The sequence below is a fragment of the Roseinatronobacter ekhonensis genome, assembly GCF_900499075.1.
Classification (GTDB): Bacteria; Pseudomonadota; Alphaproteobacteria; order Rhodobacterales; family Rhodobacteraceae; genus Roseinatronobacter; species Roseinatronobacter ekhonensis.
This window is the reverse complement of record NZ_UIHC01000052.1, coordinates 1-17,122: the sequence shown is the minus strand read 5'-3', so window position 1 is coordinate 17,122 and position 17,122 is coordinate 1. Positions and strand designations below refer to the sequence as shown.

General features: G+C 63.0%; 17 protein-coding genes. 9 read left to right on the top strand and 8 right to left on the bottom strand.

Annotated elements, in window-relative coordinates:
* The 7 genes from ROE7235_RS16280 to ROE7235_RS16250 form a co-directional block, all read left to right on the top strand.
* Window positions 1-695, top strand: a 695-nt coding sequence (locus ROE7235_RS16280; protein ID WP_121096557.1) for a phage/gene transfer agent baseplate hub protein, incomplete at its 5' end; no start/stop codon positions are given.
* The gene (locus tag ROE7235_RS16275) at window positions 692-1,126 is read left to right on the top strand and encodes an NlpC/P60 family protein (protein ID WP_121096555.1); all 435 of its coding nucleotides are present in this window, start codon (window positions 692-694) and stop codon (window positions 1,124-1,126) included. The genes ROE7235_RS16280 and ROE7235_RS16275, both read left to right, overlap by 4 nt.
* A gap of 9 nt (window positions 1,127-1,135) precedes the next feature.
* Window positions 1,136-5,101, top strand: a complete 3,966-nt coding sequence (locus ROE7235_RS16270) for a baseplate multidomain protein megatron (RefSeq protein WP_121096553.1) — start codon at window positions 1,136-1,138, stop codon at window positions 5,099-5,101.
* 10 nt (window positions 5,102-5,111) lie between these two features.
* Complete coding sequence (locus tag ROE7235_RS16265; RefSeq protein WP_121096551.1) at window positions 5,112-6,188, top strand: DUF2793 domain-containing protein; 1,077 nt, start codon at window positions 5,112-5,114, stop codon at window positions 6,186-6,188.
* Between the two features lie 19 nt (window positions 6,189-6,207).
* Window positions 6,208-6,498: a DUF6127 family protein gene (locus tag ROE7235_RS16260; RefSeq protein ID WP_121096549.1), complete on the top strand. Its 291-nt coding sequence runs from the start codon at window positions 6,208-6,210 to the stop codon at window positions 6,496-6,498.
* Window positions 6,499-6,659: 161 nt separating this feature from the next.
* Window positions 6,660-7,334, top strand: a complete 675-nt coding sequence (locus tag ROE7235_RS16255; protein ID WP_121096547.1) for a YcbK family protein — start codon at window positions 6,660-6,662, stop codon at window positions 7,332-7,334.
* Window positions 7,331-7,588, top strand: coding sequence for a hypothetical protein (locus tag ROE7235_RS16250; protein ID WP_121096545.1), 258 nt, complete (start codon window positions 7,331-7,333; stop codon window positions 7,586-7,588). Before ROE7235_RS16255 ends, ROE7235_RS16250 begins: the two co-directional genes overlap by 4 nt.
* A 192-nt stretch (window positions 7,589-7,780) precedes the next feature.
* Here ROE7235_RS16250 and ROE7235_RS16240 read toward each other — a convergent pair whose 3' ends face one another.
* From ROE7235_RS16240 to ROE7235_RS16215, 6 genes are all read right to left on the bottom strand, one after another.
* Window positions 7,781-8,224, bottom strand: coding sequence for a DUF411 domain-containing protein (locus ROE7235_RS16240; RefSeq protein WP_121096559.1), 444 nt, complete (start codon window positions 8,222-8,224; stop codon window positions 7,781-7,783).
* A 146-nt stretch (window positions 8,225-8,370) separates the two neighbouring features.
* Entirely contained in the window at window positions 8,371-8,982 is a 612-nt protein-coding gene (locus tag ROE7235_RS16235) for a class I SAM-dependent methyltransferase (protein WP_121096541.1), read from the bottom strand.
* Between the two features lie 10 nt (window positions 8,983-8,992).
* On the bottom strand, window positions 8,993-11,326 hold the full coding sequence (locus tag ROE7235_RS16230; protein WP_121096539.1) for a heavy metal translocating P-type ATPase: 2,334 nt from the start codon (window positions 11,324-11,326) through the stop codon (window positions 8,993-8,995).
* 66 nt (window positions 11,327-11,392) lie between these two features.
* Complete coding sequence (locus ROE7235_RS16225; protein WP_121096537.1) at window positions 11,393-12,700, bottom strand: APC family permease; 1,308 nt, start codon at window positions 12,698-12,700, stop codon at window positions 11,393-11,395.
* On the bottom strand, window positions 12,700-13,371 hold the full coding sequence (locus ROE7235_RS16220; RefSeq protein WP_121096535.1) for a TVP38/TMEM64 family protein: 672 nt from the start codon (window positions 13,369-13,371) through the stop codon (window positions 12,700-12,702). The genes ROE7235_RS16225 and ROE7235_RS16220 overlap by 1 nt, the downstream gene beginning before the upstream one ends.
* A gap of 1 nt (window position 13,372) precedes the next feature.
* The gene (locus ROE7235_RS16215; protein WP_074788127.1) at window positions 13,373-13,759 is read right to left on the bottom strand and encodes a DUF302 domain-containing protein; all 387 of its coding nucleotides are present in this window, start codon (window positions 13,757-13,759) and stop codon (window positions 13,373-13,375) included.
* A 228-nt stretch (window positions 13,760-13,987) separates the two neighbouring features.
* On the opposite strand from ROE7235_RS16215, the gene ROE7235_RS16210 reads away from it, so the two are divergent.
* Window positions 13,988-14,350: an SHOCT domain-containing protein gene (locus ROE7235_RS16210; RefSeq protein ID WP_217644512.1), complete on the top strand. Its 363-nt coding sequence runs from the start codon at window positions 13,988-13,990 to the stop codon at window positions 14,348-14,350.
* A gap of 201 nt (window positions 14,351-14,551) precedes the next feature.
* Window positions 14,552-14,743: a hypothetical protein gene (locus ROE7235_RS16205; RefSeq protein WP_121096533.1), complete on the top strand. Its 192-nt coding sequence runs from the start codon at window positions 14,552-14,554 to the stop codon at window positions 14,741-14,743.
* 384 nt (window positions 14,744-15,127) lie between these two features.
* Here the strand turns inward: ROE7235_RS16205 and ROE7235_RS16195 are convergent, their stop codons facing one another.
* Window positions 15,128-16,378: a cation:proton antiporter gene (locus ROE7235_RS16195; RefSeq protein WP_121096531.1), complete on the bottom strand. Its 1,251-nt coding sequence runs from the start codon at window positions 16,376-16,378 to the stop codon at window positions 15,128-15,130.
* Between the two features lie 175 nt (window positions 16,379-16,553).
* Window positions 16,554-16,991 (bottom strand): DUF5765 domain-containing protein, encoded by a 438-nt coding sequence (locus ROE7235_RS21140; protein WP_503128427.1) that lies wholly within the window; start codon window positions 16,989-16,991, stop codon window positions 16,554-16,556.
* Between the last annotated feature and the right edge of the window lie 131 nt (window positions 16,992-17,122).

The following is a 17,122-nucleotide window of genomic DNA, read 5'->3' as shown; positions in this document are numbered from 1 at the left end:
CTGACCTGTCGGTCGATGCGCAGGACGCGGAGGGCGTGCTGACCTCAGACCGGATCACCGAGACTGACATTCTCGATGGCCGCTGGGACAACGCGGAGGTCGAGGTCTGGCGCGTGAACTGGGCGGAAACGGGCCAGCGGGTGCTGATGCGCCGGGGTGCCATCGGCCAGATCCGGCGCGGGCGGCTCGCCTTTGTTGCTGAGGTCCGCAGCCTCGCGCATGTGCTGGGCCAGACGGTCGGGCGGACGTTTCAGGCGACCTGTGATGCAGCACTCGGCGATGCCCGCTGCGGCGTCGATCTGGAGAACCCGGCATTCAAAGGTTCGGGCACCGTGCTCGACCTTCTGCGGGATCGGGCCTTCACTTCCTCGGGTCTCGGCGGCTTCTCCTCCGGCTGGTTCACCTTCGGTACCGTCGAATGGACCAGCGGGACCAATGCCGGGCGGCGCGCCGAGATCATCGCGCATGACGTGACAGACGGCATCGCGGTGCTGACACTGCTCGAAGCGCCCGTGCGGTCCATTGCCGGAGGCGACGTCTTCATTGTCCGCGCGGGGTGCGACAAGCGGATGGAGACCTGCGGCGCGAAGTTCGCCAATACCGCCAACTTTCGTGGCTTCCCGCACATCCCCGGCCAAGACGCGGTTCTCCGCTATGCCACCAAGGATGGTGGGCACGAGGGGGCGGTGCTTTGAATGCTGCCAAATCACAGCGCGTGATCACCATCGCGCGCTCCTGGCTCGGCACGCCGTATCACGACCAGGCCAGCCTCCGGGGCGTTGGCTGCGACTGCCTCGGGCTCGCTCGGGGCGTCTGGCGCGAGGTCGTCGGTCCCGAACCGTTCCCGATCCCGCCCTACAGTCGGGATTGGGGCGAGACTGGCCCGCGCGAAGTTCTCGCCGACGGCGCTCGGCGCATGATGCCGGAAATCGCACCTTCTGAGGCTGGTCCCGGCGCGCTGGTACTTTTCCGCATGAAGCCCCGCGCCATTGCCAAGCATGTCGGGATCCTCACCGGTCCCGACCGCTTCCTCCACGCCTACGAGCGGCTCGGCGTGATTGAGGAACCGCTTAACTTATCTTGGCGGCGGCGTATCGCCTTCGCCTTCCTGTTTCCACAACGCTGAGATCCTCCCATGGCCACCCTCGTTCTCGGTGCCGCAGGTGCCGCCATTGGCGGCAGTATTGGCGGCGCGATCCTCGGCGTCAGCGCCGCCACCATCGGCGGCTTCATTGGCTCCACCATCGGCTCGGTCGTCGACAGCTGGATCATCTCGTCGCTTGCGCCCACCCAGCGCATCGAGGGCGCGCGGCTCGACACGCTGCGCATCACCTCCGCCACCGAGGGCGCGGTCATCCCGCGTCTCTACGGCCGGATGCGGATGGGCGGCAATATTATCTGGGCGACCGATTTCCGCGAGGAGACCAAGACCACCACGCAGGGCGGCGGCAAGGGCGGGGGTGGCGGCAAGGTCAAGACGACTGAGTATTTCTACTACTCATCCTTCGCGGTCGCGCTTTGCGAGGGTCCAATCACCGGTATTGGCCGCATCTGGGCCGACGGCAAACTGCTGGACACCGCCGGGATCACATGGCGCTGGTATCCGGGCGATGAGAGCCAGGCGGCCGATCCGTTCATTTCCGCGAAGATGGGTACGGCCAACACGCCAGCCTATCGCGGCACCGCCTATGTCGTTTTCGAGGACCTGCCGCTCGGCACCTATGGCAACCGCATCCCGCAACTGAGTTTCGAGGTGTTCCGCCCGCTGGCCGATCCGGATACGGCAGAGGGTCTGACGCAAGCCGTGACCATGATCCCGGCATCGGGCGAGTTCGCCTATGCCACGCAGGGCATCCGAAAAGGCAGCGGCGGGTCGTCCGAGCCCGAGAACCTCAATGCGCTGAGTGATACCGCCGACATGGTGGTGGCGCTGGACCGGCTGCAGGCCATGGCCCCGAAGGTCGAAAGCGTGTCGCTGGTCGTCGCATGGTTCGGCGACGATCTGCGGGCAAGCAATTGCAAGGTGCGACCCGGGGTCGAGGTCACAGCAAAAACCACCACGCCGTCTGCATGGTCGGTGAATGGCGTCAGCCGGGCCAGTGCCTTCCTCGTTAGTCGAGACGATCAGGATCGCCCCGTCTATGGTGGCACGCCCGCCGACTTCGCCGTGGTGCAGGCAATCCAGGAGATGAAGGCGCGCGGGCTGCGCGTCACATTCTATCCGTTCATCCTGATGGATGTGCCGCCCGGCAACACGCTGCCGAACCCGTATTCTGACAACGCCGCTGAGACAGGCCAGCCCGCTTTTCCGTGGCGGGGCCGGATCACCTGTTCGCCTGCCGCAGGGTTCGCGGGGACGGTGGACAAGACCGCCACGGCCGCAAGCCAGGTCGCGGCGCTGTTCGGCGCGGCGACGCCCGCGAGCTTCAGCGTCTCGGGCGAGAGCGTCAGCTGGACCGGCATGCCCGGTGACTGGGGCCTGCGGCGCATGGTACTGCACTACGCCCATCTCTGCGCGGCGGCGGGCGGCGTCGACGCCTTCCTGATCGGCACGGAGATGCCGGGGCTGACGACGATCCGCTCGGGCGCGTCCGCCTATCCGGCGGTTCAGGCCTATCGGGATCTGCTCGCCGATGTGCGCTCAATCCTCGGGTCCAGCACCAAGATCGGCTATGCGGCTGACTGGTCGGAGTATTTCGGGCACCAGCCGGGTGACGGCAGCGGCGATGTGTTCTTCCACCTCGACCCGCTCTGGGCCGACGCGAACAACGACTTCATCGGGATCGACAATTACATGCCGCTGTCGGACTGGCGCGACGGCTTCGAGCATCTCGATGCGGCCGAGGGCTGGCCCGCGATCTACGACCGGGCCTATCTGCAGGGGAACATTGCGGGCGGTGAAGGCTTCGACTGGTTTTATGCCAGCGCCGCCGACCGCTCAGCGCAGGTCCGCACGCCTATCACCGATGGCGCGGCGGCAAAGCCATGGGTCTTTCGCTACAAGGATTTGCAAGCCTGGTGGTCGAACGCGCATTACAACCGCCCGGGCGGGGTGGAGAGCGGGACACCCACGGCATGGACCCCGCAATCGAAGCCGATCTGGTTCACCGAACTCGGCTGCCCGGCCATCGATCGCGGTACCAATCAGCCGAACGTTTTCTTCGATCCTAAATCGTCCGAGAGCTTCACGCCGCATTTCTCGCGGGGCTGGCGGGACGACGCCATCCAGCGCGCCTATCTCGAGGCGACATATCTCTGGTGGGGTGAGGCCGCGAACAACCCGGTGTCGTCCGTCTATGGCGGACGCATGGTCCACGTTCCGGAATGCGCCGCCTGGACCTGGGACGCGCGGCCCTATCCGTTCTTTCCGGTGCTGACCGATGTCTGGACGGACGGCGCAAACTGGCGGCTCGGTCACTGGCTGACCGGACGGCTCGGGGCGGTATCGCTGGCGGCGTTGGTGCGCCATCTCTGCGCGCGTGCGGGAATGCCCGAGGCTCGGATCGACGTCACCGGACTCTGGGGCGCGATCGAAGGTTATGCGATTGGCGCACTGGAATCTCCGCGCGCCTCGATCACCACGCTGTCGCGGCATTTCGGCTTCGACGCGGTCGAGACCGAGGGCGTGATCCGCTTCGTCATGCGCGGCCGGGCGTCCATCACCAGCATCGCACATGACGATCTGGTGGCGGCCCGCGAGGGCGACCTATTGGAACTGACCCGCGCGCAGGAGACCGAACTGCCACAGGCGCTCAAATGGCAGGTCGCCCGCGCCGATGAGGATTATGACGCCGCCCTCGTCGAGGCGCGGCGCATCACCGTCGACACCACGCGCATCGCCTCAGAAAGCTTCCCCATGGCGGTCCCGCCAGAGGAGGCCGAGCGCCGCTGCCGCCGCGCGCTGATGGAAGCATGGACCGGGCGGGAGACGGCAGCGTTTCGCTTGCCGCCCTCACGGCTGGCGCTGGATCCGGCGGATGTTGTCACGCTGACACATGACGGGCGGCATATTCAGCTGCGATTGGTCTCCATTGCTGATGCCGAGGCGCGCGGGATCGAAGCGGTCCGTCAGGATCGCGAGGTCCACGATCTGCCACCCGGAGCACCACGCCCATCGTCCCTGTCAAAAGCCGTGGTATTCGGCGCACCTGAGGTGGTGTTGCTGGATCTGCCACAATTGACCGAGGATCAGGCGGCCCATCGGCCGTTCGTTGCAGCCCATGCGGTTCCGTGGCCAGGTGAAATGGCGGTGTTTCGCAGCCCGTCGTCCGACGGGTTCGAATTGCTGACGACATTTGGCGGCCGTGCCCGGATCGGCGCTCTAGTCTCGGATTTCTATGCTGGTCCCACATCACGGTTCGATCTCGGCAATTCGCTGGTGATCGATCTGCTGATGGGCACACTGGAAAGCATCACCGACCTGACCCTTTTCGGTGGGGCCAATGTGCTGGCCATCGAGAGTGCGCCCGGCACTTGGGAAATCGTGCAGGCGAGCGCAGCCGAGTTGATCGCGCCGGGCCGTTATAGGCTGACGCGGCTCCTGCGAGGACAGCGCGGCACGGAAGCGGCTATGGCCAATCCGGCTCTTGCAGGCGCACGGGTCGTAGTTCTCGACGAGGCTCTGGCATCACTACCAATCGCGGAGGCTGATCTCAGGCTGCCGTGGAACTGGCGCATCGGACCCGCAAGCCGGTCTGTCAGCGACGAGACCTATGTGGCGCAGGCCTTCACGCCTGCGGGCGTCGGGCTGCGGCCGTTCTCGGTGGCCCAAGTGGAGCAGCCATGGCGCAGGCCGCGCACGCCGGGCGATCTGACCATCCGCTGGACACGTCGGTCCCGGGCCCTCGCGGCTGACAGCTGGGGCGCGGTCGACGTGCCGCTGACCGAGGAACTGGAAGCCTACGAGGTCGAGATCCTCGACGGGGCAACCGTGAAGCGGGTGCTGAGCGTGACCACAACAAGCGCGGTCTACACCGGCGCTCACCAAACGGCTGACTGGGGTGCGCTGCTTGGGCCCGGCGACACGCTCGATGTCCGCATTTACCAGCTCTCCGCCCTGATCGGGCCGGGTGCCGCAAAATCTGTCACGCTAACCTTCTGAAGGCCATTCCATGTCCGACACCACGTCTAATCTGCTGCTGCCCTACATCCTCGCAGCGCAGGCCCAGAAGCATGTTACGCACAACGAGGCATTGCGGCTGCTCGACGGGCTTGTGCAACTCTCCGTTCTCGACCGGTATCTGACCGCGCCGCCCGGAAGCCCGGCCGATGGCGACCGCCATATCGTGGCGAGCGGCGGCATCGGTGACTGGACGGGGTGGGACGCGAACGTGGCGCTGTTCACGGATGGGACCTGGCTGCGCCTCCCGCCCCGGGCGGGCTGGCGTGCATGGGTTGAGAACGAGGGGCTGCTGCTGGTCTACGATGGCGCGGGTTGGATTGGCACCACGCCGACAGATCTGCAGAACCTTGGGCTGCTCGGACTCGGCACGACAGCAGATGCCGCCAACCCGTTCTCTGCCAAGTTGAACGCGGCGCTCTGGACCGCCAAGACCGTGGCCGAGGGAGGCAACGGCGATCTTTTCTACACCATGAACAAGGAAGCGGCGGGCGACGATCTCGGCCTGACCCTGCAGAGCGGTTTTGTGACAAAGGCACTCGTCGGTCTCTTCGGCTCCGACAGTTTCCGCCTCGCGGTTTCGGCCGACGGCAGCACCTTTTTCGACGGTCTGATCGTCGACAACGCCAACGGCATCGTCGAACAGCCGCAACTGCCGCGCTTCAAGGCTTACACGAACTACGACAACTACGTGGGCGTTGGAGCCTGGACAAAGATCGGCCTGAATAACACCGACTACAACGATCAGAATTGTTTCGATGCCGGAACCGGCCTCTTCACAGCACCTGTGGACGGGACATACCTGTTTGGCGCAACGCTGCTCTACAAGATCAACGCCAGCGCCACGGCCCGCATGCGTGGGCGGCTTGTGCTGAACGGAGCCACGGAAATCCGGGGCTCCTTCGGCGAAATCTCCGCCACCCATGTCACGCTCGCCACCGCCATCTGGATGCAGACCATGGTGCCGCTGACCGCAGGCGACACCGTCGAGCTGCAGGGGTATTTCCGGATCGCGGACGGCTACTTCGCCGCTGATCACACGTCCTTCTGGGGCTGCAAGGTTGGCTGAACGGCGGGAGGATTGACCCATGACACCACCCCGATCCGACCAGGGTTTCGTACGCATGCCAGACGCCGAGTTCGAGGCCATGCTGGCACGCGCCGCTGAGAAAGGCGCCAAACGCGCGCTGGCCGATGTCGGCCTCGACGGCGACGAGGCCGCGCTCGACATCCGCGATCTGCGCTCCCTGGTGGACTGCATCCGGCTGGTGCGCCGCACGGCCATGCAGACCGCCGTCCGCATGATCACCACCAGCGTCATGCTGGCGCTGCTGGCGGGCATCGCCATCAAGCTCAAGATCTTCGGCGGCAGCCCGTAGCCGCACCCCATCCCCACTCATCACCTCATCCGCACCCGCCTTCATGGCGGGGTGAGCCGTGGTCTGCCTCACAGGCAGACGGGAAGGTCCAGTGGACCTTCCCGAGCGGCGAACGCACCGAGCTCCTGCGAGGGGCCGGAAACTCGTTTCTGGAGGACACCATGACCACGACCTTTTATGATCATTGGCGCGACGTGCCCAAGGGCACTTGGCGCTGGTCCAATTTCTCGCCCGCCGAAATCGCCTGTCGTGGCACCGGCAAGCTGCTGGTCAACGAAACCGCGCTGGATAAGCTTCAGGCGTTGCGGGACCGGCTAGGCAAACCGCTGATCATCCGATCGGCCTATCGAAGCCCCGAGCACAACCGCGCCGTCGGCGGTGCGACGCGGTCCAAGCACATGGATGGCGCGGCCTTCGATATCGCAATGTCGAACCATGACCCGGTCGTGTTCGAGACGGCGGCACGCGCAGTCGGGTTCCTCGGGTTCGGCTTCTATCCGCGCTCGGGTTTCATCCATGTCGATCTTGGACCCACCCGCCAGTGGGGTGAGCGGTTTCCGATCCGAGTGACCTCATTCGCCCAGGACGCGCCGCCCGCGCGCGAGGTGTTGGCGCAAAGCCGCACCATGAAAGGTGGCGGGACGGCAGGTGTTGCGACCCTGGGCTCGGCAGGTGTCGAGGTCGCGCAGAGCGTCCTGGCTGACACGCAGGCCACCGTTCTGCCGCTGGTGCCATATCTCGACACACTCCGCTGGGTGTTCATCGCCATGGCGCTCGGTGGGATCGCACTCACGATCTACGCCCGCCTTGACGACTGGAAACGGGGGCAGAGGTGATCGCAAGCATTCTCGGCGGGATCGCCGCCACCCCATGGGCGAGGGCCGCGCCAAGCTACGCTGCGATCGCCCTCACCATCGTCCTGTTCCTGCTTTCGATCCGCCGCGCTGGGGAGCGCGTCGGTCGCCTGGCGGAACGCACTGAAACGAGGGAGAAGGCCAATGAAATCCAACGTTGGATGCTGGAGGCGGCAGCTCGTCGTCCTCGCAATCGCGACGAACTGGTTGACCGGCTGCGCGACGACGGGTTTTGAAGCGAACGGCTTGGCGGCATGTCCTCCGGTCGTGGAATACAGCAGGGAGCTTCAGGCGCGGGCGGCCGAGGAATTGGCACTGCTGCCTGATGGATCGGCCATTGTCGAGATGCTTAACGACTACGCTGTAATGCGCGACCAAGCCCGCGCGTGCACTGACCTCTGATGTGTTGCCAGTTTCAGACTTGGCCGTCAGGCAGCGGAATAGCTGGAAAAGATTTCTGTCGAACCGTCGCGGCGGATTAGAAAGACCTCGTAGGATTCGCGTTCGGTTTCCGGCCCCATACCAGGGGAGCCGTAGGGCATCCCAGGTACCGCAAGTCCGACGGCGTCAGGGCGTTCATCCAGCAGACGGCGAATGTCGGCAACCGGAACATGACCCTCGATCATGTAGCCGTCGATCCTGCCGGTGTGGCAAGAGATCATCTCCTGCGGGATGCCGTTGTCGAGCTTGTAGCGGGCAAGCAGCGTTCCCATGCTCGGCTCGACAGTCACATCGAACCCTTCAGACTGCAGGATCTCGACCCATGCCGTGCAGCATCCGCAATTGGGGTCCTTGAGGACGTGAATCGCTGGCCTGACTTCAGCCATCGCGGGGACCGCGGCCGCGACTGAGGCAGCGCCAGCGCAAAGCATCAACCCGCGGCGCGAAATCTTGGACTGCATGAAGATATCTCCTTCGTCGGATCGGTTCTGCTGCGAAAATCTCTGCGGAACCGCTTGTTTTCTCATTAACGTCTACTCCCGGAGAAGCTTGTGCATTCTACCGGAGTTTCAAGTCCTCAGTTCTTCTTGAACAGGCCGAAGTGGAAGCGCTGCACGCTGCCCCAAGGCGTGTGGTGATCGTGCATCAAGGACTGGATCAGCCGATAGTCCGGACCCAGCCGTTCCGCGAGATGAGCCGCGTCATAACGGGCAACCGGCAGTCCGCTGCATTTTTCCGGGCCATCCGGCGCGAAGGTGCCGATGATGGCATGGCCCTCAGGGACGAGAGCCCGGTCCATGACCTGCAGATAAGCCTCTTGATCGGCCGCGTCGGTCAGGAAATGGAACGCAGCCCTGTCATGCCAGACATCGAAGCGCCCTGCCGGGTGCCAATCCAGGACGTTTGAAACAACCCATTCAACGGGGGCATCGTCAGGCAATCGCGCACGGGCCTTTGCCAGCGCCGTCTCCGACAGGTCGAGCACGGTGATGCGGTGAAAGCCCATTTCCAGCAGGCAATCCACCAGCCGCGACGCCCCCGCGCCAACATCGACGATGGCGGCATTGCTGGTTGCCCCCGTCGCAGCAATCAGGTCGAGCGAGACCTGCGGACGAACCTCGAACCAGCTCGTCTCGGCCTCAGCCTTGCTCTGGTAGACGTCTTCCCAGCGGTTCGGTTCTTCAGCCATCAACCGTTCCTCACAGATCGACCCGCCGCAGCCGCAGCGCGTTGGAAATCACCGAGACCGAGGACAGGCTCATCGCGGCCGCCGCGATCATTGGCGAGAGCAGAAGCCCAGTGATAGGGTAGAGCAGCCCCGCCGCGATCGGCACGCCAAGGGAGTTGTAGGCGAAGGCGAAGAACAGATTCTGCTTGATGTTGCGCAGGGTCGCCCTCGCCAGTTTCCGCGCCCGCACAATGCCCATCAGGTCGCCGCCCAAGAGGGTGATCCCGGCGCTTTCCATCGCCACGTCGGCCCCGGTGCCCATGGCGATGCCGACATCGGCGGCGGCCAGCGCGGGGGCGTCGTTCACGCCATCGCCCGCCATGGCGATCTTGTGGCCGTCGCGGCGCAACTGGTCGATCAGGTCCTTCTTGGCCGCGGGCAGGATGCCGGCGCGTACCTCGTCGATACCGAGCTTGCCCGCGACCGCCTGCGCCGTGCGTTCATTATCGCCCGTCGCCATGATGACGCGCAGCCCTTGCGCATGAAGTTCCTTGATCGCCTGAGCGGTGCTGTCCTTGATCGGGTCGGCCACGGCCACGATGCCCGCGAGCGCCCCATCGACAGCGATGAACATCGCGGTCTTTCCGTCAGCCCGCAGAGCGTCGGCTCTAGCCTCGGCCTGGGTCGTATCAAGGTCCATTTCCTGCATCATTGCAGTGTTTCCAAGTGCGACGGCGCGCCCGCCAATTTGTCCGTGCACACCCTTGCCGGTGACAGCCTCAAACTCGGTGGCCTCTTGCCGGGCGGCGCCCGCCGATTCGGCCCCCTCCACGATCGCTTCGGCCAGTGGGTGCTCGGACCCGCGTTCAAGTGCCGCGGCCAAAGACAGCAGGTCCGCCTCGGCCACATCCCCCAGCGCCACCGTGTCAGTCAGCTTCGGCTTGCCCATGGTCAGCGTGCCGGTCTTGTCCACGATCAGCGTATCGACAGACGCCATACGCTCCAGTGCCTCGGCGTCCTTGATCAGCACGCCCGCCTGTGCGCCGCGTCCCGCCGCCGTGGTGATCGAGATTGGCGTCGCCAGCCCGAGCGCGCAGGGGCAGGCGATGATCAGCACCGAGACGGCTGAAGCGATGGCAAAGACCAGCGCAGGTTCTGGCCCAAAGATCATCCACACGACGAAGGCGAAGATGGCCGTGCCCACAACGGTCGGCACGAATATGGCGGAGACCCGGTCCGCCAGTCCCTGAATCGGGGCGCGGGACCGCCGGGCGTTCGACACCATCTCCACGATCTGCGCCAGCACGGTCTCGGCCCCGACCTTGCCCGCCTCAATCACCAGAGAGCCGTTCATGTTGATCGTGGCCCCGGTTACCGCATCGCCGGGGCCTTTTTCGACCGGCATCGACTCGCCGGTCAGCATGCTTTCATCCAGAGAGGAGCGTCCCTTGATGACCTCGCCGTCCACCGGCACGGCATCGCCAGGAAGCACACGCAGGCGGTCACCTTCCATGATATTTTCCAACGGCGCGTCGTATTCCGTGCCGTCCGGCAGGATCCGCCGCGCGGTCTTCGGCGCGAGGTCCAGAAGCGCGCGGATCGCATCCCCTGTGCGTTCGCGAGCGCGCAGTTCCAGCACCTGGCCGACAAAGACCAGCGCCACGATCACGACCGACGCTTCAAAGTATGTGCCGACGCCTGCGCCCATGCGATACTGTTCGGGGAAAAGGCCCGGCAGGAACGTCGCGAAAATCGAATAGAGATAGGCCGCCGACACGCCGAGGCTGATCAGAGTCCACATATTGGGCGACCGGTTCACGACGGAATCCCAGCCGCGTTTGAAAAACGGCCATGCCGCCCAAAGCACGATTGGCGTGGCGAGCACGAATTCCAGATAGCTTGCCATCTGATGCCCGATCCAGTCGCGCACCGGCAGGCCGACCAGCCCGCCCATGGTCAGCACAATCAGCGGCACCGCCGCCGCCGCCGAGATCCACATCCGCCGGGTGAAGTCGGTCAGCTCCTCGCTGGGTTCGTCCGAGGGAACCATCGGCTCCAGCGCCATGCCGCAGAGCGGGCAGGCTCCGGGCGCGTCGCGGATGATCTCGGGGTGCATCGGGCAGGTGTACTGGACGTCTGCGGGCGCTGCCTTCTGCACCCCTGCGGCGCGGCCCGACGCGTAGTGCCACGGGTCGGCCTTGAACTTTGTCTGACATTTCTCGGAGCAGAAATGGAAGGTCTCGCCCCCAAACGCCGCGTGTCGCCCGTCGGGCTTGACCGCGACCGTCATCCCGCAGACCGGATCCTTTGCCGTCTCGGCTCCGGCCGGGATGCCGGGTGCCGCGTGATGATGATCGTGGTCCATGAGGTGCCAGCCTTTCAGTTGTTTCTCAGCCTAAGGCTTCCAGTCATTGGAAGCTCAAGCTATTTCTCAATGATCATCGTGAGCGCCTTCCCTGACCGGATTGCGCGCGAGGAAAACCCGGACGAACAGGAACACCAGCGCCATGCCGATGAGGCCGATCACGACGATCAGCGGGTCGGTTTGCCACTTCATCGTGGCGAAGGCGGCCAGCACTACGGCATCGAGGGATATCGCCGTCAGCAACACCCAGCCACGTGCGCCGATCTCCTCGCGCAGATGCCGGAACACGCCGAAGTGGATTATCATGTCCATCACCAAATAGAAGAAAGCCCCAAGCGAAGCGATCCGGCTGAGGTCGAAGAAGACCGTCAGGAAGCCTGCGATCACGACAGTGTAGACGAGCGTATGGTCCTTGATCGTGCCGGGCATCCCGAAATGGCTGTGGGGGATCATCTTCATGTCGGTCAGCATCGCGAGCATGCGCGAAACCGCGAATACGCTGGCGATCAGCCCGGAAGCCGTGGCGACCAGCGCAAGCGCCACCGTCAGGTAGAAGCCGGTCTGACCGAGGGCGGGCTGGGCTGCTTCGGCAAGCGCGTAGTCCTTGGCCGCCACGATGCGGTCGAGCGGCAGGCTGGAGCCGACCGCGAAGGCGACAAGCAGATAGACGACCACGCAGATCGCAATGGACAGGATTATAGCCCGGCCGACGTTACGGTGCGGGTTGGTGACCTCTGCGCCGCTGTTCGTGATCGTCGTGAAGCCCTTGAAAGCGAGAATTGACAGCGCAACCGATGCCACGAAGCCGGTGGCACCGGCGTCCCCGCCCGTCGCCTCGAACGACAGACCACTGGCCCAAAGCGCGGAAACGCCGAACAGCGCGATGCCGCCGACCTTCAGCACGGCCATGACGATGGACAAAAGCCCGACCGAGCGGGTGCCCGAGGCATTCACGAGATAGGCGAAGACGATCAGCCCGACGCCGAGAACCGGAACCAGAATGCTGTCGGCATCGCCGCCGAACGCCCGCAGCGTATAGGTTCCGAAGGTGCGCGCGACGAGACTTTCGTTGATGACCATCGACAGCGCCATAAGGAGCGAGGCTCCTGCCGCCACTGTCGTCGGCCCGTAGGCTTTCTCCAGGATCATCGCGATACCGCCCGCCGACGGATAGGCGTTTGACATCTTGATATAGGAATAGGCACTGAACGCGGTCACGATTGCACCGACGACAAAAGACAGCGGGAAGAGCGGCCCGGCAAGTTCCGCGATCTGTCCGGTCAACGCGAAAATGCCCGCGCCGATCATGACGCCGGTGCCCATGGCCACTGCGCCGGGTAAGGTGATGCTGTTTTTCTTGTAGCTCTGCGCCATCAGAGTTCCTTTTCTGTTTTGCGTCGGGTCGCGATCCAGAGGAGCGGCAATCCGGTGACCAGGCCGAGGCCAAGCACCGCCCATGTCGCCCGCCCGAGGTCGCCGCTGACTGCTTCGCCGCCGAAATGGGCGAGCAGGAAGCTTGCCGGAACAATCCCGGCCAATGTCGCGAGCGCGAAGCGCCAGGCATGCAGGCGGCTGAGCCCGGCTGCATAGCTGATCATGTCGAATGACACGAACGGCATCAGACGGCTGGCAAAGACCATCGCCGTCAACGCAGTTTGCGAGCCGAGCAGACCGGCATCGACCCGATCACCAAACACCCGTCGCAAGACATCGTGCCCCAGAACTCGCGCGAGGCCAAATGCGATCAGCGCCCCGAGTTCTGCGCCTATCGCGACCTGTGCCGTACCCCAGAGATGTCCATAAGCCGCTCCGGCGGCCAGCGCGATCGGCGCGCTCGGGATCGGGCTCGCCACGACAGCTACGGTCATGAGCGTGACGATCAGAACCGGCCCCCAGAGGCCCGCGCGCACCACCAGCATTTCGAGATGCTCGCCGTCCATGAGCTCGCGTGCTTCGGTGAACACCGATGGTGCGAACTGCCACACGCCGAGCAGGGCGATCCCGACGATCGCAAGCGCCGCGAGGATGGCGGCGCGCAGCTTCATATCAGATCGCCTCGACGGCCTTTGCCAGAAGGTCGCGGACCTCGCCCGCGACGGCCGTCAGTTCAGCGTTTTCTATCGCCTGCATCGAGGCCACCGGGTCGATTGCGCTGACCTCGACTCCGCCATCGACCTCGCGCAGGATCACGTTGCAGGGTAGCATCGCACCAACCCGCGGCTCGATCCCGATCGCCTGATACGCCATCTTCGGGTTGCAGGCACCCAAGATTCGATAAGCTGGCATCTCGACATCAAGCTTCTTCTTCATCGTCGCCTTGACATCGATCTCGGTCAGCACGCCGAAGCCGTTGTCGGCCAGCGCCGTGCGTGTTCGGGCATCAATGTCTTCGAAGGATACCCCCTCGAAGGTGCGGTTGATCGTGTAGTTCATTGCGGCATCCTTTCCGTCGAAATTATCGACCGCATGGTCCGGCCCCTGCCGAGGCGCGTGTCCGGGCTGCCGCATCGGGCACAAGGCCACGCTTCGAAGTTCTTTACCTCGTCGCCATGGTATCCTTGATTGCAGCGCACAGGGTGATGCAGATCAGTGTGCGTTCCGCTCATTTCCGATTTTATGATGGCAGAGCGGCCTTTGCCGCCACATTCAAGGAGATGTCGGATGAGACACGGGATTGCAGCATGTTCGGCGACCTTGGCCACTACAGCGGCCCTGACGGCCAACATGGCCCTGGCGCAAGCCGATGAAATGGCCAACCGGGATGCACCCTTCTATCACGGGCATGATATGATGTGGGGTGGTGATCAATGGGGAGGGTTCGGAATGGTACTTGGTCCGATCTTCATGATCCTGATCCTGGTCGGGATCGTCGTTGGTGCAATCTACGTCCTGCGGCTGTTTGGCGTGGCCGGCAGTGGCCAGCCGGCACATGATCGGGCGCTGATGTTGCTCAAGGAGCGCTACGCAAAGGGTGAAATCGACACTCAGGAATTTGAAGAGCGCAAGAAACTGCTGGCGCACTGACTGATGTCAATATGGCAGGAGTTCCGATGTGCCAAGCTCAGCGATGTAGGTGGGCAGTGGTCATTCTCAGAACAGATAGGAATACAATGAACCGGATCGTATACATCGTCGGCCTCGTGGTCATTGTCTTGGTCATCCTGGGATTTTTCGGCCTTCGTTAAGTGCAGACATTCTCGTAACCAAACAATTGGAGACAAAGCTATGTCCAGCGATAAAACCCCAAAATCCGACGACGCCGACCACGGCCTTGGTGCCAAAGGCACCATATCTCAAGCAGGGCGTTCAGGTGGGCGTTTGCCGCGTGACATCGGCACGCAGGATGAACTGAAGCGGGCCAACGAACGCCCCGCCGGCAAGACCCGTGTCACCAAATCCGACGAAAAAGACGGGTAGCCGGAGTGCATTTGAGGCCTCACGGATCTTCTGATCAACGCGTTCGAAGTTGACATGTCGTGTGCGAGATAAGGTGAACTGAGCCGATGACAATATCCTTTTCAGGGTGCGAAAAATGATGCGCGGCAACTTCAAATTCATTTCAAGGATATGGGACCGACTGCCCGCCAGTCTCGGGTTTTTGCTAATCCTGTTGGATTCCCTGGAGTCGGCACGGCTCGGATGGATCGACCACTGGAACTATGCTTTCGGCCGGGAGCGTGGGCAGGCGATCAGCGATGACGATCATGCGTCTCCGGGATACAATTAGGGTGGAAATCGCTGCTTAAAGTTTCGGAGGCGTTTTGAAGGCGACTCAACGAACCTGTGGCTGACAGTAGAAGTCTAGTGTGGATCCGCTTCCCTCTGCAGCCTCCTGGCCAGAGGCGCGATGGTGAGGCCTTGCACGATGATCGAGAAGACGACGACAATGAACGTGGCGGTGAGGATCAGGGGCTTCCACTCGTAGTCTGGCAAGCTGAGCGCGAGAGCAACCGAGATGCCCCCCTTGAGCCCGCCCCACGTCATGATCGGAACCACCCCACGCGAATATTCTCGAAACGGATTGATCAATGTGACCGGCAGCCCAACAGCGACAAGGCGTCCGATCAGAGACAGGCCAATCGCTGCAACCCCAGCCGTGATCGTATCCACGTTCAGCGTGACGACGAAGACTTCGACGCCGATGAGAAGAAACAGAACGGCATTGAGAATCTCGTCGATGACGGTCCAGAACCCGTTGAGGTATGTCTGGGTCTGGTCCGACATGCCATGTTTGATGCCGATATCTCCGATGAACAGCCCGGCCACCACGGCCATGATCGGACCTGAAACATCAAGCGCCACGGCAAGCTGGTAACCCCCCAGGGCCAGCCCGAGCGAAAGCAGGATCTCCAGGGGATAGTCGTCGATCCGGCGCATCACACGATAGACCAGAAATCCAAGGACGCCACCGAGCAGCGCGCCGCCGCCAACTTCCTTCATGAAAAACAGGATGATGCCGATTGGATCGGCGGTCGCATGTCCGCCGACCGGTTGAAAGGCCAGACCGACCAGCACCAGAAATACCACGTAGCCGACGCCGTCGTTGAACAGCGACTCCCCGATGATTTTGGCCTCAAGCGACTTCGGCAGTTTGGCTTGGCTCATGACGCCCAGCACGGCCACCGGATCGGTTGGAGAGATCAGCGCGCCGAAGACCAGTGCGACCAGCAAAGGTATGCCGGTGACCCAATGGAAGCCTAATCCGACGATTGTGACCGAAAGCGCCACCCCCAGCGTCGCCATGGCCGCGATCGTCCATGCCTGTTCGCGCAGATCCTCGACGCGGACATGCAGGGCGCCTGCGAACAGCAGTAGGCCCAGCATTCCTTCGAGTAGGGTCCGGGAAAACTCGGCGTCGGCCACGAACCGTCGCATCTCCTCGGCAACGCCCATATCGGGCCGGAATGCGTCCAGACCGAGAACGCAGAGGGATGCGACAAACGCAACGATCAGGATGCCTATGGCCGGTGGCAGTCGAAAAACGATGTGATTGATGGCTCCAAACGCCCCGGCGAAGACGATCAGTAGCGTGCCGATCTGGAGAGCGTTCATCGAGACTTCCCTTCTAGTGGGCGGCGATATTTTGCGTCTGAACCCGCAACGCGGTGTCCATCCGCAGAACCGCCAATGGCGGCAAGTCGCTGCGGCCCAACCATTTATTCAAAGCTGCCGACACTGAATGTTTCTTCGCCGCTGTCGAGGGCCGCAATGACAATTGGCATCGCACTCACCTATTTTCATTTGGCCATAACCACCAAGTCTTCACAAACATGATCTGTCTTATCGGTGTCTTGATGACCAGAAGCAGAATTCCGATTGAAAGCAGACACCAGATTGCGGCCACTTCGTTTGGGTTGCTTGTCAGCAACATGGCCAATCGCGGTCCGACCAGAAAGTGGTACACTGTCAGTCGCCAAGAACCATAGATAAGGGGCATCAAGAATGCCGCGAAGAAATAGCTGGGATAGATAGTCAGGAAAGATGCCCAGGAATCTACGGTTATGAAGTTCAGCATGCCGTTTGACGGCACTTCCCAAGCGATATGCCAGTCTCCAGACACTGAACATAGGCGCTCAGCGCACAGTACCTTTCCCAGCGGACATGACCCTGCCCATTCAAACGGGTAAAGCTGCAGAAGCATGATGACTGCTGAGATGAAACAGATTGTATGAAGTGGTCCTGCTTTTTAGGACAGGTTTGCGGCTTGTCTAAGATGCATCAGATTTATGTTCATGCCGCTTTTCGTATCTCTGCTTGCTCGAAGTATGCCGCGTCTGGGGTGCGTTTGTCGAGCGC

Bases quoted from the DNA above. Each gene is read 5' to 3' on its own strand.
- ROE7235_RS16215 (WP_074788127.1), bottom strand. From the start codon at position 13,759: ATGAACTACACGATCAACCGCACCTTCGAGGGGGTATCCTTCGAAGAC.
- ROE7235_RS16270 (WP_121096553.1), top strand. From the start codon at position 1,136: ATGGCCACCCTCGTTCTCGGTGCCGCAGGTGCCGCCATTGGCGGCAGT.
- ROE7235_RS16220 (WP_121096535.1), bottom strand. From the start codon at position 13,371: ATGAAGCTGCGCGCCGCCATCCTCGCGGCGCTTGCGATCGTCGGGATC.
- ROE7235_RS16235 (WP_121096541.1), bottom strand. From the start codon at position 8,982: ATGGCTGAAGAACCGAACCGCTGGGAAGACGTCTACCAGAGCAAGGCT.
- ROE7235_RS16210 (WP_217644512.1), top strand. From the start codon at position 13,988: ATGAGACACGGGATTGCAGCATGTTCGGCGACCTTGGCCACTACAGCG.
- ROE7235_RS16225 (WP_121096537.1), bottom strand. From the start codon at position 12,700: ATGGCGCAGAGCTACAAGAAAAACAGCATCACCTTACCCGGCGCAGTG.
- ROE7235_RS16255 (WP_121096547.1), top strand. From the start codon at position 6,660: ATGACCACGACCTTTTATGATCATTGGCGCGACGTGCCCAAGGGCACT.
- ROE7235_RS16195 (WP_121096531.1), bottom strand. From the start codon at position 16,378: ATGAACGCTCTCCAGATCGGCACGCTACTGATCGTCTTCGCCGGGGCG.
- ROE7235_RS16260 (WP_121096549.1), top strand. From the start codon at position 6,208: ATGACACCACCCCGATCCGACCAGGGTTTCGTACGCATGCCAGACGCC.
- ROE7235_RS16230 (WP_121096539.1), bottom strand. From the start codon at position 11,326: ATGGACCACGATCATCATCACGCGGCACCCGGCATCCCGGCCGGAGCC.
- ROE7235_RS16265 (WP_121096551.1), top strand. From the start codon at position 5,112: ATGTCCGACACCACGTCTAATCTGCTGCTGCCCTACATCCTCGCAGCG.
- ROE7235_RS16205 (WP_121096533.1), top strand. From the start codon at position 14,552: ATGTCCAGCGATAAAACCCCAAAATCCGACGACGCCGACCACGGCCTT.
- ROE7235_RS16240 (WP_121096559.1), bottom strand. From the start codon at position 8,224: ATGCTTTGCGCTGGCGCTGCCTCAGTCGCGGCCGCGGTCCCCGCGATG.